Source organism: Paenibacillus popilliae ATCC 14706, from assembly GCF_000315235.1.
Lineage (GTDB): Bacteria > Bacillota > Bacilli > Paenibacillales > Paenibacillaceae > Paenibacillus_B > Paenibacillus_B popilliae.
The window spans coordinates 22,284-38,331 of sequence record NZ_BALG01000056.1 but is presented as its reverse complement, the minus strand read 5'-3'; the positions used below and the strand labels follow the sequence as shown (position 1 = coordinate 38,331).

Here is a 16,048-nt window from a genome sequence, read left to right as displayed (position 1 = left end):
CCCCGTTTTGATATTTGTGCCTACTTCCGGGTGAACCGGCGAACGAACGCGTCGCCAATCCATTGCAAAATTTGCACAAGCAGCACCATAATAAAAATCGACATGATCATGACTTCAAATTCGTAGCGGTGATACCCGTATCGAATGGCCAAGTCCCCGAGACCGCCACCGCCGACCATGCCTGACATTGCCGTATAGGTGACAAGCGTCACGGCCGTAATTGTCATGCCGGCGATCAAGCCCGGCATCGCCTCCGGCAGCAGCACCTTGCGCACGATCTGCCAGGTGGAAGCGCCCATCGCCTGCGCGGCTTCGATGACGCCGCGGTCCACCTCGCGCAGCGAGGTCTCTACCAGCCGAGCGAAGAAAGGCGCAGCCGCAATCACGAGCGGCGGAATCGTGCCTTCGACCCCGATCGAGGTGCCGACAATAATCCGGGTAACCGGAATGAGCGCAATCATCAGAATCACGAATGGCGCAGAACGCAAAATGTTGACGATAAAAGATACGCCGAAATATACGGTTCTCCCGGCCGTTCCTTTTGATTTCCCTGTCAAATAAAGCAGTACGCCGAGTGGAAGCCCGATCACGACCGTGAATAGGACGGAGAACAGCATCATCGCCAGCGTATCGCCTGTTGCCGTTCCAAGCTCGTCCCAGTTGATTTTGGAGAAATCCAGATCCTTCATTATGCGATTACCTCCACTTCAAGCCCTCTATCCTTCAGCGCAAAGAGCGATCGCTCGACATCCGGCTGATCGCTGTCCAGACGAACGACCAGTTGCCCGTATGGAATATCCTTCATGCGTGATATCGTCCCCTGCAGGATCGTGAAGCGGACCCCCGCCTCCGTGAGGACGGTTTGCAGCACAGGCTCATACGTCACATCGCCCAAGTAATTGATCTTGACGACGCGCGAATGCTCCCCTGCCTGCCCCTGGAAGGCCATCCACGGCTGCAGGTCGGCATCATGGCGTTCCTCCATAATGAACTCCCTCGTCACCGGATGCTGCGGCTTCAGGAAGACATCGACGACCTTGCCTTCCTCCGCGATTTGGCCGGCATGGATAACCGCAACCCGATCGCATATCGCCTGAATGACATGCATCTCGTGAGTGATGAGAACGATTGTGATGCCGAAGCGGCGGTTAATATCGAGCAGCAGTTCCAGAATCGATTGCGTCGTCTGCGGATCGAGCGCGGAGGTCGCTTCATCGCAGAGCAGCACCTTCGGATCGTTGGCAAGCGCGCGCGCAATGCCGACCCTCTGCTTCTGTCCCCCGGACAACTGCGCCGGATATTTGTTGCGGTGCTCCCCCAGGCCGACGAGACGGATTAATTCATCCGCCTTCGCCTTCACTTGGGCGGCAGGCGTGTTCTGCAGCCGCAGCGGGAAAGCGACATTGTCGAACACGGTCGCCGAAGCCAGCAGATTGAAATGCTGAAAAATCATGCCGATCTTACTGCGCTGCTCCTGCAGCTCCCGCTTCGATAGCTTCATCATGTCCACCTGATCCAGGAACACCTTCCCGGAGGTCGGACGCTCCAGCAGGTTGATGCTGCGAAGCAACGTGCTCTTGCCGGCCCCGGAGTGGCCGATAATGCCGAAAATCTCCCCCTGCTCTATCGTCAAACTGACATCGTTCAATGCGAGAGGTCCGGATAGCTTGCCTTTGACTTCATATTGTTTGCTAATATGCTCCAGACGAATCAATGATCGTTTTCCCCTTCCTAAACCGTATCTCTGTATTCAACACCAAAAGCCCCCTCTTGGCAGATGCCAAAAGGGGGCTGTATCATGTGCTTCTTGTTACCAGGTGGATTAGCGCCCTTTCTTATCTGCCAGAACTTATCCGTTCTGAAGGAATTAGCACCATTGACACCCTGCAATCTTGCAGCAGCGGTATGCTGCGAGCAAATACGGGTTGCAGGATCGGTTGCCGGGCTTCACAGGGCCTGTCCCTCCGCCACTCTTGATAAGAAATCATTATGAAATTATTCAAAGTATATGATATTGCTCGGATATTGTCAATCGACTTTTTTATTTTCCGCTTCCTTTTTCCAGGTCAAGCAAGGCGCGGAACGAAGCGGTAAGCGCGCCGCATACCATCTGCATGCCTTCTTCTACGTCGTCCATATTCGACTGGATATCCTCCAGCCGCAGCTTGCTGTTCAAGCTGCGGTGCCGCTGCAACAGATCGTCCTGCATCTCCGCATTCATATAGTGAATCTCGGTATTGCGGCGCTTGCGCAAGCGCCGCATCGCTTCTCCATGCAACTGCTTGAGACCCGACAGTTTGTCGGCCAGGCGCGGATGCCTGCCTGTGCGATGCAGCCGGCGAAGCACCGTGAAGTAGGAGAAAAAACGCTTCATTTGTTCTGTCTCCAGCCGCAGCACCTCATTCAGCAGCGTTCCCAACTTGTCCAGGATGGAGAATACGCGGATGAACGCATTTTTGTAAAAGTAGACGTGACGGTAATAATCATCCAATTCCTTATCATTCATATCATCCCGGTAATGCTTCGTCACCCGCTCCGCATACTTGCCCGAGGCATAAATGCTCTGCTCCAGCTCATCCAGCGACATTCGCAGCCCGATTGTCCATATTTCGATTTTGCGCCAGTAATGCCCCGGATCCCCACCGTTGTCTATCTGCTTCCTTACATGTGACAGATAGCGATCTATCGCCACCATCGCTTCCTTCAACGTACCTTCATCCCTGCGGGGCTCTTCCCCGAACAGGCTTCGCAGCATCGTAACCACCCCTGATTAGACTCCGTTCGGGAAATAGTCTTTCCAACGAGCGTCCACCCGTTGCACGATATCTTCCCGCGGAAACAATTCGTCCGGGTAGCCTGGCTTCATGCGCGCATCAATAACAATCGGCAGTTGATAGGCAATGTGGTGATTTCGGACTTCCATCTGTGCGTATATATCAGAAGCAGGGTTGAAGCGGGTGAACACCGTCCACAGGAAGGACAACTGCGTGCGGGCCACTTGCGCATCGTCCACCAGGAATACGAGCGGCCAAGGCGTCTCCTGGTCAGCCAACCGCTCCAGCAGACGTTCCGTCAACTGCGGCTCGGCCTCATAGGACGCTCCGGACATCGTCAGGCAGCCACGGCAGAATACGGCCACATCCGAAATTTCGTCAATCGGCCCTCCCTCGTACGTATGCGGGAGCTCGCGTACCGGCTCGCCAACCCCCAGCATAATGCCCTTGCTGCCATGATTCAGCTTATGCCCGGTATAATCGAGCGTATCATGGGACGTATTGTTCAGCACATACAGATCCGATTCCGGTTGGAAGCGCTCCAATACGTTCTCCATCAACTGCGCGAAATTGTCCAGATCGACATCCTGATCGGTGAGCAGCAGGAATTTGGTGAGGCTGAGCTGGCCCTCCCCGAGAATCCGGAAGCCGCTCAGCATCGCCTCGCGCGAATAGCTCTCCCGAACGACGGCAGCGGCCAGTGAATGGACGCCGGTTTCCGGATAAGGATGCACCTTGCGCACGCTCGGCATTACCATCGGGAAAGCAGGTGACAGCAATTTGACCAAATACTCGCCCAAATAGTAGTCCTCCTGGCGCGGCTTGCCGACCACTGTCGCCGGGTAAATCGCGTCTTTGCGGTGATACATGTGCTTCACATTGACAAGCGGGAACTTATGAGCCCACGAATAATAGCCGTAATGGTCGCCGAACGGCCCTTCCATCCGCCGCTCATGCGGAGGCACGTAGCCCTGGATGGCGAACTCGGCTTCCGCCGGAATGCGATGCCCTTCGAAGCCGCTGTCCACGACAGGCAGGCGCTCGCCCATAACGAAGGAGGCCATGAGCAGCTCCGGCAGCTTCTCCGGGAGCGGCGCGATGGCGGCCGCAATCAATGCGGGCGGGCCGCCGACGTAGATGGATACCGGCAGAGCCTCGTTCCGGAGCTCGGCTTCGTGGTAATGGAAGCCGCCGCCCTTTTGAATCTGCCAATGAATTCCGGTCGTCTCGTCATCGTAAATTTGAACCCGGTACATCCCCAGGTTATGATCGCTTCCCGTGCGTGTGGGATGCTCGGTATAGACGAGCGGGAGAGTAATGAACGGCCCGCCGTCCAATTGCCAACTCGTTAACGCCGGCAGGCCCTTCATCGGCTTATCGGTCCGCAACACGTCCATAATCGGCGCCTGATCGGAGGATACCTCCTTCATGCCTACCTTGAGCAGGCCCAGCAGTTCTTTGACCAGGCTTCGTTCTTCCCACAGCTTCTTCGGCGATGGGGGCATGAGGTGATTCACCGCTTCGATGCATTGGTTGGCGAACTGCTCCGGTCTCGGCCCGAAGGCCATGTCCACCCGCCGGGTCGTCCCGAACAGGTTCGTAGCTACGGAGAACGGACTTCCCTTCACATTGGTGAACAGCAGGGCGGGGCCGCCTTCCTCGATCACTCGCCGGTGAATTTCGGCGATCTCGAGATACGGATCGACTTCGGCTTCGATGACCGCCAACTCGTTCTCCCGCTTGAGCGTATGAATGAAACTGCGAATATTGGAAAATGACAACGCTAGCCCTCCTTGCATCGTTAGCTGGGTGAAAAATTGCTGAAAAATCGGCTCGTTATAAGGATAATTTGGTAATAGACGCCACAGTAACGTACTATTATATAGTATATCTGTTTTTCATGAGAACCTAAAGCGCTGAAACCAGACAACTTACGACAATGTAAGATAATCGTAAGCAGGTTGCAAGGTACCGCCCCATCCGTATCGGTAAAATAAAAGTATATTAAGCAAGACCACACTTTACGGGAGGTAGATGTTCATGAGAAGCATGAATCGGGAAACAGAGCGCAGGCGTTGGAATGTCCGTTGGCTGGCTGCGGCGAAGGCGGCCGCGGCCGTACTGCTGTTCGGCGCTCACGCTGAAGATGCCCGTCAATTGAGAGAAGGAGCGTGAATTGACTTATGTTCACGTAAACCCCAAGCGATACAAAAAGAAGCAGCCCGCTTGCAGCACGTTTCGGCAATGGCGCCGCGCACCGTCAAGTGACCGCTTCTTATCGCTTTATGTTCATTCCCGCAGCTGCCATACGCGAATGCTCATATGGCATAGCACGCTGAACAGTCCGCAAATCAACACCGCATGCAGCATTCCCACAAATAAATACCAATTCTCATCCGTTATCGCAAAAACAATGAGCGCCCCGCTTACAATCTGCCCCGCGCACAGCGCAATGGACCATATCCCGCACAATTGAATCTCACGGTTCTCTTTATGATGATGGTAGGCGAAATGCGCCATCACCGCAATGACAACCAACAGCAGCGCTGCAGCCACCCGGTGCATGAACGCGATTGCGGTTCCTCCCGCCATGTCGGGAATCCACACGCCATTGCAGAGTGGCCATCCCATGCAGCCGCCGGATGACTCCGTATGCCGTACGAAGGCACCGACGTAGATAACGAGATATGTATATAACCATGTGAACCAGACGGCGTAGCGGAACGTATCGCTAATTTTGCCCGTATGTTGAACGATACCCCGTTCATACCTTCGCAGCGCCAGGCACAGCAGGAAGGATGAGGCGAACGCCAGCAAGGAGATTCCGAAATGCAGCGCCATGACAGGCGGAGATTGGGTAAATACGACGGCAAGCGCCCCCATCATCGCCTGAATGACCGTAAAAATAAGCGTCAGCAATGAATACATGACTGCATCACGCTTGTCTCGCGCGAAGCGAAACACAAAAATAAACGATGCCAGAACGAGAATGCCCACAATCCCGGTCACCATGCGGTGCGAGTATTCAATCATCGATTCTAGGGTATAGGCAGGCACGAATTTACTGTTGCACAGCGGCCAATCAGTGCCGCAGCCCTGGCCGGAACTCGTCTTCGTGACAAGGGCGCCGTTCAGCACGACGATGAACATGCCGACGCAGGTGGCGTAGGCCATTAACTTCAATTTACGGTAGATGTTCGAATTCACCAGTTTCACCTGACCCGTTATTTTCATTTGCAAACCATCACGCTTCAACTTTTTTTAACACGGTATGATTAAAATAATTCTTACCTACAGAGCATGTCAATCGTCCCCATTATATAAGATTTCCCAATCAAATGTACGGCAAAATTGTGACAAATATTCCCTCCTTCAAACCGAATCAGTGCAGTTCCGGTGCTAGAGTAAGGCACACCCCACATAAAAAATCCGCCCCATCCAGGGGCGGATCATGCGTTCTCTTCTGGCTTAGACCGCTTCAGATACCGCGATGGCCCGATCTGCAAACTGTTCAATCTCCAGCCGGGTCTTGCGCAGCTTGTTGACGAGGCGAATCGTCTCCTTGCCGTTCTTGAAGGCGACGAAGCTAGGAATGCCGAGAATATGATACTGCTGGGCCACATCGACCAACGCTTCCGCATCCACCTCGAAAAATACGGCCGTGCCCTCATATTGCGCCTCTACTTCCGGCATGAACGGATCAATAAAGTGGCAATCCGGGCACCAGGACGTCTTGAATATGGCGATTGTCGGCAACGGCTGGGCAATCAACTCCATAAAACGCTCCAATGTCTGTACTTTTTCCATTACGCTTCACTCCCAACTCAGTTGTTTTGAGGATAAACCCATTTGAAATGAAAAGTCAAACCGCAAATCGGTGCACAGGAGTGTCAATTTGGACATACTAGTAATAAATGAACGAAAAAAAGGGATTTCCGGGAAAGGAGAGCGTTACGATGGAATTCTCGTCCCCTCCCCGCTGGCAATACGCCTTGCGCTTGCTTCGGTATGCCGTTAACAGCGCCTGTGCTGCCATGCGCAATCTATGGACTAGCATGCACAGGCAGGCGAGAAGCATACGCTACCTGCACGCGATGGAGTGGAACCGGGCCGCAGCCAGACGGACGGAAGAACGTCTGTACCGGATTATCGCGGAGCGAAGCCGCCCTTATGCCGAAGAGGCCCGAGCCCATGAGCGTCAAAGCCTGACCTCCGGAGAGTTGAAGCTTCTCGCTTATACTCGCCGTGCGGCAGCGACAGCGAACCGGAATAACGTCACCCGGGCAGCAGCCTATCTCTCGGTCTATAATCAGCATCCGGAGCTGCACTGGGCGCTGCTCGCCCATATCGTCTCCCGCAATGGAGGCTGGAGTCTGACGGATCTCCAGGGGGAATGGCTGCCGCATATCATGAGCCCGGCGGAGCGCCTCTGGTCGTTCCGCATGCTGGAGCGAAGCAATGCCCTTATTTTTCACGATGCCTTCCCGCAACTGCTGTTATATGATGCCAGCCGACGCGAAGGGCGCAGCCTGTTCCATCTGCTTCCGCACCTGGGCATCTCGGGCTTTATGGTTCCATTCTGGGAGAGCTTCTGGGTGCAACCGGACAGCCCCCTGCTGACGACCGCACTCATCATCAATGAACAGAATGTCATCGAGAGGAGTGTCGTCCAGCATGAACAGTTCTGCGAGCAGGTCATCGTGAAATGGGATTTCCGTCTGCATGGTTGGCTGCAGATGAATCAGGTCGTTATCCCGCTCGGAGTCCCAGCGGTGCAGAAGCCGACCGTTCCGCTCGTCGGCCTGACGCTGGAGGATTTCTCCAATCTGGACGAGCGAATTGCGTTCGGACGCAAATTATACGCCCTATTATTCTATGCCCCTGGCATCCATGGAAGGGCGTTAAGCTTCATGCGCGGCGTGCCGCACACCGGTTCGCGCGCTGACTATTGGCCGCAGGCCTTTACCACCCATCCATCGACGCAGGATCATATGAAGCTGCCGGTGACTCACTGGGCCTACAGTCCGCGGCTGGCCGATGCCTGGCCGGACGAGCCGCTGCCGCCTGTCGGAGCCAGCGATTGGTTCGTCGACGAACGGATGCTGAAGCATCTGCATCCGACGCGCCCTCCTCTCCATGCGGACATGACCTTGCCTCATGATCGGCTATGGAAGGAAACGGCTTCGCTCGCTGGCTTCATTCATCCCAGCCGGACACAGCATTCCTGAATCCCGCTGCTACCGCTCCGGTTTCCCTTTATGGATGAATTTCGAACATTGCGGCAACAAAAAGAGCGCCGGCCACTGTTGGCTCGAACGCTCTCTTGTTGACGCTTAGTCTCGCTTCAGGCCTTGAAGCGCGCGGACAGCTGCTGCAAATTTTCAGAAATGCTCGCTAACTGATTCGCATACGACGCCATCTCCTGCATCGCGGCATTTTGCTGCTCGCTCGCTGACGCTACGGTCTCCATTTCCACTAATGTTACATTAGTCATTTCGCTTGCAGCATCGAACGACTCGATCATCTCGCCGTTAGAAGACGCTAGCTGGGCGCTCAATTCTGACACATGGATTAATTGAAGGTTCATTTCATCGACAGCTTGGAACATATCCGAGAAGCGATCCGTCACCGCCTGCGTTAACGCTTGTCCCTCGGCCACCGTCTCGACTCCATCCTGCATCGCGGCCCATACCGAGTCGGCGCGCTCTCTCATTTGCTGCACGACGCCCGTAATTTTGCCAGCCGCTTCCTTCGTCTCCTCCGCCAGACTGCGAACCTCGCCCGCGACGACAGCGAAGCCGCGCCCGTGTTCGCCAGCCCGGGCCGCTTCAATCGACGCATTAAGCGCTAGCAGCTCCGTCTGGGCAGCCACCTCTTGAATAAAGGTAACGATGCGGTGAATATCATGCGACTGCTGATTCAACCGCTCGGTCTCCGCCTTGGCTTGTTCCGTATTCTGCGTAATGACCTCCATCTGCATCCGCACATTTTCCAACGCCTTTTCTCCATTCGTAGCCCATTCGCTCATTTCCTGCGCTGCATGGGATGAATTTTCGACCAGTTCGACGACGCGCTTAAGATGCGCGGCAGACTGATGCGCTTGGGACGTTGTCATATTCAAACGCTCATTCAACTGTGACGACTGCGCCGATACTTGCTGGTAAGATGCCGAGACTTCTTGCAAGGAACTGAGATTCTCCTCCGAACTCGCGGACAACTCCTCGGCGGAAGCCGCAACCGATTCCGATACTTCGCGTATTTCCGTCATAATCTCGGCTAATGCCTGCGACATGGCATTGAAATTTTTCTCCATACGGCCGATTTCATCTGTCCGGCTGTTCGCCGGAATGCGGGCCGAGAAATCCCCAGTCGCGATCTGCTCCGTCATTTGCTGTACCCGAACGACAGGGCGGATGATATTGCGGACAAAGCTCCACAGAAATAATCCGATAAGCCCGATAAGCACGCCAAGGAATACCACGGCGATAGTAACGATCTGATTCGCTTGCTGATTAATTTCGCTAAGGCTAAGAACCGAGACGATATTATAACCGAATTTGTTCCGCTTGTCGAAGCTGATGAACTCGTTCCGGCCGTATGCATTGGATAGCTCGCCATATTCGTTTGTCAGCAGCGCCTTATATTCCTCTTGATCCAATTGCGTCCCTGGGTCATATTCCCGGTGGAATATGACTCGGTTGTCTTTGTCGATGAGATTGACATACCCGCTGGTTCCAACTTTGAATTGGCTTACCGATTGCTTGATCTCCTCGATCGAGACATCAATACCGACGACACCGGCTCTGTTAGGCAGCGAATGCGAGAAGGCGACAACCAGTTCTCCTGTAATCATGTCCTGAAAAGGATTCGAGACAATGACTTCATCAGGACGCTGCAAGGCCAACTGATACCATTCACGTTCGGCTACATCATCGACGCTGAGCTTGCTCCCGTTGTTGTCAACATATTTGTCGCCCAGCACCACATAGGCATTTAAAATCGTGTTAACGTCTCCAACCAGATCCGTGACCCGTTGCTTGATTCGCTGAGTGTCGTTCGGATACTTGCTAATCGCGGTGGTCAAGCTGTCTATCGTATAGACATTCGCCTCATACGACTGATCCAGCAGCCGTGAAATCGATTTCGTCGCGTCATTGACATTGTCGTACATCATATCCTTCGTATTGTTCGACGCCGTAATGGTCAAGACGATAATAAGAATAATCGTTGGAACGATGATGAAGCAGGTGAGCAGCAGAATCAACTGCTTTTTCATGGATTGCCGAATCGATTGCGTCCAATGTTTGCCGTATTTCACTGTGAAATCTCCTCTATGTCCGTTTTATATTCAACTCTGTACATATTATCGGACACTTTCACTATCCTTTTTTATACTTTTATGAAAAAAAGGAATAAGGTAATTAATTGAATTGGCTATAGCCCTGTCAAGTAGACATCAAAAAAAGGAGGGGAACTAATGCTGCAGCGAGCGTTTCTCAGTAGTTCACGGCGTTCCTGACCATTGAGGGGATGAGTGAGGAGATGGTAGCCGTAAGACCGTTGACTTCAATCAAAAAAATAGCCCGGCCCCTCTCTTTCCAAAGGGACTAGGCCATGATCAAGGCTTCACAGGTTACGCTCTCGAAAGAACCAATGCAGGCTACAGACTATCTCCGCCCGCGCTCGCGTGCTGCTCCGCCCTGCAGGCGCATTAATGGGCGCAACGCCTTCTGAACGAAGCGCGGGTAGCTTCCCAGTTCATCCTGGCGCACGACACGGAACGCGACGAGGCCCGCGACGAACAACGCTACAACAACGAGCGCCACGAATCCGGCAGTGAGCATATAGCCAAGCTTGGCCGGCAGGATAGCGACCAGTTGCTCTCCCAGTTTCTCTACGCCGATGCCGATGCCGCCGGCCAGCGCGCTCGTCAACAGGAAGCCCGTCCAGCGGTTGCCGAGTACCTTGAACGGAACGACCTTTTTCATGACCCGCAAGTTGAGCCATGTAATGATGAGGAAGCTGATCATCGTACCTGCGATAATGCCGTAAATGCCGAAGTAATTTGCGAGCAGAAAGCTCGACAGCAGCTTGATCAGAATACCGAGCGTTACGCTAATCATGGCGATATACGGCTTGCTCAGCCCGATAAGAATCGAGCTGGACGTCATCATCGTGATCTGGAATATCGTTCCGATCGTCAGCATCGCAATAATTTCCGATCCGTCCAGGGAGCTGAATAGGAAGCCATTGACCGAGAATGCGCCGACGGAGAGGGCAAGCACAATCGGCATGCCGCTCAGGACGGAAATCCGCATCGCAAGCGAGACCTGTCGCTTTAGATGATTCATTTCCTGCTTCGCATAGGCCGCAGAGATAATCGGGATAAGCGAGGTGCTGAGGGCAATCGCCAAAATCGGAGGAATCCCGGCTATCGACTGTGCCCGCTGTCCAAGAATCGCGTACAGATGAGCCGCCTGGGCTTGCCCCACATCCGGGGACAAGAGTGGAATCGTAATCGACGTATCAATAAAGTTCACGGCCGGCACAGCCAGCGATGAAAGGACAATCGGTACCGACATGGCAAATATCGATTTGAAAATATCGCGTAAAGGCACCTTCTTGGCCCCGGATCGACGGGCACGGACGCCGGCCTCCCGATCCGCCTGCCGCAGCTTGCGCAAATAATGGATCATCACGGTGAACGCCCCGATGCTTCCCAGCACTCCGCCGAACGAAGCGGCGGCGGCCGTCCACTCCTGCGCCGCTCCCGATTGCATGAAGATGAAGGCCAATCCAATCGCCGTGACAACGCGCAAAATCTGCTCCACGATCTGGGACATGCCGCTCACCTGCATCATATTGCGTCCCTGTGTATATCCACGCATCATGGCGATGACCGGGAACAGGAGCAAGGCAGGCGCGAGCGCCCGGATCGCGAGCGCGGCTTCCGGAAGCTGAATCATATTGGCATACACTGGGGCGAACAATAACAGCAATATCGTCATGATCAGGCCCGAGCCGAGACCGAACAGCAGCGCCGCATAATAGACGCGCTCCGCTTCCCGCACCCGGTTCAGCGCATAGCGCTCCGACACCATTTTGCTCAACGTGCTGGGGATACCTGCCGTCGCGACCGCCAGCATGAGCAAATAGACGTTCTGCGAGGCGGCGAAGGAGGCATTGCCCACCGATCCGAGCATATGCTCGAGCGGCACGCGCTGAACCAGGCCGAGGACGCGCGCCACCAGCGTGGCGGCGGCAATGATGATCGTTCCTTTTATAAATGATTCCTTTGCCAAATATTTCCCCTCTTTCTATATGCCGTCTTCACCGATGCTGAAATGCACCCGCTCTCCATTAGAACATGAACACCCAGGTGAAGAACAGGACGATCATCATGATCTGAAGAACCATTTTTACGGCAATGCTGGAGAATAGTCCGACAACCGCGCCCCAAGACGATTTCAGCGCCTTTTCCGCATCGGCTCCCGTAAAAATCTCGCCAAGAAAAGCACCGAGGAACGGCCCAAGGACAATACCGAACGCAGGAATGACAAAAGGGCCGATAATCACGCCGATCGTGCTGCCGACGACCGAGGCTCTCGAACCGCCATAGCGCTTGACCCCCCAGGCGTTAACAACATAATCAGCGACAACCAGCATGGCCACAATCAGTGTCTGTATCGACCAGAACCCGCCCCCGAAGGACCCGAACCCAAAAAACAGCCCATACACGAAAAATGCAGCATAAATGGCGAGCGCGCCCGGCAAAATGGGATAAATCGCGCCGGCCATCCCCACTGCGAATAATACGAGTACACATAACCAGCCTAAGAACGTCATAGACAAAGGTCTCCTCGTTCAGACTTACTTCAGTACATACTCCCAAATGGCTTGGGCAATGCCGTCCTCATTATTGGAGCCCACGACGGCATCTGCCGCCCGCTTCACATCATCCTGGGCATTCCCCATCGCAATCCCAATGCCCGACGCCTGAATAGCGGCCAGATCATTCAGACTGTCGCCGATGGAGACGGCCTCGGACATGGTGCAGCCGATCAGATCGCATACGATCCGCAGGCCGGATGCTTTATGAATTCCGGATGGATTGATTTCAATATTGTCCGGAGAGGAATTCGAGAGTTCGAAATCCCCCATAACGCGCAGCTCCTGCCAGAGCGAGCCGAGCACCTCCTTGTCCTCATTGGTATAACCGAACTTCAACCAGTCCTCGCTGTCGATGTCGGCATTCCAATTATCCCGGTTATAGAGCCGCTTCGTCGAATAGGCCCAGAACCAGGTATCATGCGACTCCGACAAGGCCACCATACGCTTCACCGCCTCGCGATCCAGCAGATGGCGAATATAAATCTGATGCGGCTTCTTCCATACTTCGCTGCCGTTCACAGTGACCATTGGGGAGTCTAGCCCTAATTCCTCCACGTACGGCACCGCGTTTTGGAACGCGCGTCCCGTTGACAGGATGACCGTGATGCCCGCTTCGCGCGCGTCTCGTATCGCATCAGCCGTCTTCTTGCTGATGCGGTGATCGTCAGTCAGCAACGTGCCGTCCATATCAAGAGCTAACAATCGATATTTACTCATGTTCGTATCCACTCCTCTCAAAAACACGCCAAAATACATAACGCCATTGTACCATAACACAGCATTAGCAACAAAGACTTCCTGCCCAGATCAGCGCGCAGCCGTCTAAGGCGGACAATCCAATGACGACGCTCAGGAACAGAACGGTCATAATGAACCGCTTTAACGCCGAATTCCATTTCGACTGCTTTGGCTTCATCACTGCCGACACTCCTTTATTTGCCATATGCAAGCTGATGTTTCTTCCTGACTCGCCCAATGATTTAATGGGGCCAACTCTTTTGTATAGGGGCAAATTTCAGATTACAAAAAAGCAAGGGCGTTGAGATATCGTATGCGGACCATCCCGGTCAGGTGACTCGCATGACGGTTATCCCGTACGCCCGGTCTTGCTGGTTTCCTACCGGATCTGTTCGCCACTTCCTTCGCCTTCTTCTTCGGCTTGCCTGTCAAGCCATAGATCTCGTCATAGGCATCGAAGATAGCCCTGGCGATCGGAGCGGCTCCATAGGCGCCGAATCCTCCCTCTGGAACGACAACCGCTACGGCGAGCTTCGGCTTATCCTGCGGCGCATAAGCAATGAACACCGCATTGTCGAGCATCTCTCCATTCACCCCTTGCTGCTGCGAGGTCCCCGTCTTCCGGTAATAAGGATACGGAAAGCCGTCAAAGCCATGCGAAGTCACTTTGGACATGCCATCTTCGACGATGCGCCAGTATTTATCTTCAATCTTTGTCCGATTCAGCACTTCACGGCCGAAAGTCCGGATCACCTGTCCGTTCCCATCGGTAATCTTGCTGACGAGCTGGGGCTTAATCCGCTCGCCGCGGTTCGCCAGCGTCGCGGCGTACTGGGCCAACTGCAGCGTTGTATATTTGCCCATCTGTCCGAAGGACGCTCCGGCAAGCGCCGATTGAACGCTGTTCTGTTCGGCGTCAATGAGATAATCCTTCCTCCCCGGCTGCTCAAGCGGCAGGCCGCTGCCCGTTAGCACGCCGAGACCGAATGCCTCCATGTACTCATCCCAGATCGCGAGGCCGTTTCGGCTATTGACCGTCGGCAGGTTGTAGAGCCGCTTGCCGACCATGTCAATCATGAATGAGTTCGACGACACCTGCAGGGCCATCGATGGCCTGATGGGGCCGAAGGATGCATTTCCCGAGTTCCATATCCGCCGGACTGACCCGGCACGCCCGATTTCGGCATACCCGTAGTCGGAATAAGTCTCGCCAGGGGAGAACAGCTTCTCCTGCAGGCCGATCAAGACGGTCAACGGCTTCATCGTCGAGCCAAGATAGACGACCGAGCCGGGATGCTTCATCCGCTCGTTATTATCCTCATAGGGAGCCGGAACGTCCCGAATCGCTCCATTCAGCAAATAATATTGATATTTTTTATAATTCTCGGGACTGATCGAGCCGTTCTTCCATACATCCGGTTGATAGTCTGGCATACTGGCGATGGATACGACATGGCCCGTCTCGGTTTCCATCGCGACCGCGAAGCCGGTGCGGGCGTTCGGCGCACGTTCCGACAGGTTGGTCGAACTGCGTATTTTCTCCAATGTCCGCATAATCGCCTCTTCGGTCGCTTTTTGAATATCCCGATGGATCGTGAGGTGAATGTCATTGCCGCGCTGCGGCTTCGTCACTTCCATCGGCCCGATGACGCGGTTCGCTACATTGACGGGGAACTTCTTGACTCCGTTCAGCCCCCGAAGCTCTTCCTGATACATCCGTTCGATGCCGTCGAAGCCGACATCCTCATAATCTAGATACAGCTTCTCCTGCGGCAGCTTATTCCGGTTGTCGAACAGGTCTTGATAGAAGCCCGGATCCGCGCGCACGCCCTTGAACTTCTTCAGATAACCAACCGTCTGCACCGCCATCGGGTGATAATTGCGCACGCTATCCTCCACAATATCGATGCCAGGGAACTCCGGCTTATGCTCGAGAAAAAAAGCTACCTCCTGCCGCGTCAAGCCGGTCTTGATAATGCGGGGCGTATACGAATAATTGACCCGTGAGGATAAGTCCATCAGCACATGGTAAATGCGGTTGGCCGTCAATGTCTTTTCCTCCGGTTGGCCATACTGCTGGAACGTCTCGGCCAGACGCTTCGCCAATGCATAAGCCTCTGCCCGATTCTCCTGCTGCACCTTCGTCAGCTTCCCGCTGGACGGATCGCCATAATTTTTCTCAATATTGAAGTATAACGATTGCGTCGATGTGGAATACGCGATCAGTTGGCCCGACGCGTCCAAAATCGTTCCGCGAAGCGGCGCGATCGGAGCCGCCTTATAGATGAGCTCATACTCCTGCTTCTTGAGGCTCGAACCTTCCACGAACTGCAGGGTCGCCAGCCGGACGATTAGCACGCTGAAAATGGCAAACGTCATAAAAAAGAAAAGATTCAAGCGGAATGAAAATTTGCGGCGATTCGCCATTTCCCGCTTCTCCGAATCATCATGGGGATGATTCACTTGTCAGATCATCCTTCCTAATTCTATAAATTTGTTATATCCATTATTTTGCCACGTAATTTTTACTTGATACCTAAGCACCCGAACCGAAGGAAAATCAAAAGACGCTGACCGTTCGCAGCGGTTCCCCAAGGTTACCCAACCCAAGAAGGCAAACCGCTTATGCGAACGCCTCAGCGTCC

Annotated in this window: 14 protein-coding genes and 1 riboswitch; of the genes, 2 read left to right on the top strand and 12 right to left on the bottom strand. The window is 54.1% G+C overall.

What is annotated here, in order from left to right; translation table 11 throughout:
• Nucleotides 1-20: 20 nt before the first annotated feature.
• The 4 genes from PPOP_RS06540 to PPOP_RS06525 form a co-directional block, all read right to left on the bottom strand.
• Complete coding sequence (locus tag PPOP_RS06540) at nucleotides 21-689, bottom strand: methionine ABC transporter permease (protein ID WP_006285346.1); 669 nt, start codon at nucleotides 687-689, stop codon at nucleotides 21-23.
• Nucleotides 689-1,714: a methionine ABC transporter ATP-binding protein gene (locus PPOP_RS06535; protein ID WP_006285345.1), complete on the bottom strand. Its 1,026-nt coding sequence runs from the start codon at nucleotides 1,712-1,714 to the stop codon at nucleotides 689-691. The genes PPOP_RS06540 and PPOP_RS06535 overlap by 1 nt, the downstream gene beginning before the upstream one ends.
• 118 nt (nucleotides 1,715-1,832) lie before the next feature.
• Nucleotides 1,833-1,983: riboswitch (SAM riboswitch) on the bottom strand.
• 58 nt (nucleotides 1,984-2,041) lie between these two features.
• Nucleotides 2,042-2,755: a Cthe_2314 family HEPN domain-containing protein gene (locus PPOP_RS06530; protein ID WP_006285344.1), complete on the bottom strand. Its 714-nt coding sequence runs from the start codon at nucleotides 2,753-2,755 to the stop codon at nucleotides 2,042-2,044.
• Between the two features lie 15 nt (nucleotides 2,756-2,770).
• Complete coding sequence (locus PPOP_RS06525) at nucleotides 2,771-4,555, bottom strand: UbiD family decarboxylase (protein WP_006285343.1); 1,785 nt, start codon at nucleotides 4,553-4,555, stop codon at nucleotides 2,771-2,773.
• A 259-nt stretch (nucleotides 4,556-4,814) separates the two neighbouring features.
• On the opposite strand from PPOP_RS06525, the gene PPOP_RS25055 reads away from it, so the two are divergent.
• Complete coding sequence (locus PPOP_RS25055; protein ID WP_267879058.1) at nucleotides 4,815-4,949, top strand: hypothetical protein; 135 nt, start codon at nucleotides 4,815-4,817, stop codon at nucleotides 4,947-4,949.
• A gap of 114 nt (nucleotides 4,950-5,063) precedes the next feature.
• Here PPOP_RS25055 and PPOP_RS06520 read toward each other — a convergent pair whose 3' ends face one another.
• Nucleotides 5,064-6,008 (bottom strand): COX15/CtaA family protein, encoded by a 945-nt coding sequence (locus PPOP_RS06520; RefSeq protein ID WP_042227652.1) that lies wholly within the window; start codon nucleotides 6,006-6,008, stop codon nucleotides 5,064-5,066.
• A 234-nt stretch (nucleotides 6,009-6,242) separates the two neighbouring features.
• Nucleotides 6,243-6,581, bottom strand: a complete 339-nt coding sequence (locus PPOP_RS06515) for a thioredoxin family protein (RefSeq protein ID WP_006285341.1) — start codon at nucleotides 6,579-6,581, stop codon at nucleotides 6,243-6,245.
• 149 nt (nucleotides 6,582-6,730) lie between these two features.
• On the opposite strand from PPOP_RS06515, the gene PPOP_RS06510 reads away from it, so the two are divergent.
• Complete coding sequence (locus PPOP_RS06510; protein WP_006285340.1) at nucleotides 6,731-8,002, top strand: DUF2515 family protein; 1,272 nt, start codon at nucleotides 6,731-6,733, stop codon at nucleotides 8,000-8,002.
• A 116-nt stretch (nucleotides 8,003-8,118) separates the two neighbouring features.
• Here the strand turns inward: PPOP_RS06510 and PPOP_RS06505 are convergent, their stop codons facing one another.
• The 6 genes from PPOP_RS06505 to PPOP_RS06485 all read right to left on the bottom strand — a co-directional run bounded on the left by PPOP_RS06505 (nucleotide 8,119) and on the right by PPOP_RS06485 (nucleotide 15,866).
• Nucleotides 8,119-10,092 carry a methyl-accepting chemotaxis protein gene (locus tag PPOP_RS06505; RefSeq protein WP_006285339.1) on the bottom strand — a complete coding sequence of 658 codons (1,974 nt, stop codon included), beginning with the start codon at nucleotides 10,090-10,092 and terminating at the stop codon, nucleotides 8,119-8,121.
• Between the two features lie 349 nt (nucleotides 10,093-10,441).
• Entirely contained in the window at nucleotides 10,442-12,076 is a 1,635-nt protein-coding gene (locus tag PPOP_RS06500; RefSeq protein ID WP_006285338.1) for a putative polysaccharide biosynthesis protein, read from the bottom strand.
• Between the two features lie 58 nt (nucleotides 12,077-12,134).
• On the bottom strand, nucleotides 12,135-12,620 hold the full coding sequence (locus PPOP_RS06495) for a DUF456 domain-containing protein (protein WP_006285337.1): 486 nt from the start codon (nucleotides 12,618-12,620) through the stop codon (nucleotides 12,135-12,137).
• 24 nt (nucleotides 12,621-12,644) lie between these two features.
• A complete protein-coding gene (locus PPOP_RS06490; RefSeq protein ID WP_006285336.1) occupies nucleotides 12,645-13,382 on the bottom strand; it encodes a Cof-type HAD-IIB family hydrolase in 738 nt (245 codons plus the stop codon).
• A 64-nt stretch (nucleotides 13,383-13,446) separates the two neighbouring features.
• Nucleotides 13,447-13,584 carry a hypothetical protein gene (locus PPOP_RS22580; protein WP_159101812.1) on the bottom strand — a complete coding sequence of 46 codons (138 nt, stop codon included), beginning with the start codon at nucleotides 13,582-13,584 and terminating at the stop codon, nucleotides 13,447-13,449.
• Between the two features lie 101 nt (nucleotides 13,585-13,685).
• Nucleotides 13,686-15,866: a peptidoglycan D,D-transpeptidase FtsI family protein gene (locus PPOP_RS06485; RefSeq protein WP_006285335.1), complete on the bottom strand. Its 2,181-nt coding sequence runs from the start codon at nucleotides 15,864-15,866 to the stop codon at nucleotides 13,686-13,688.
• Nucleotides 15,867-16,048 lie beyond the last annotated feature (182 nt).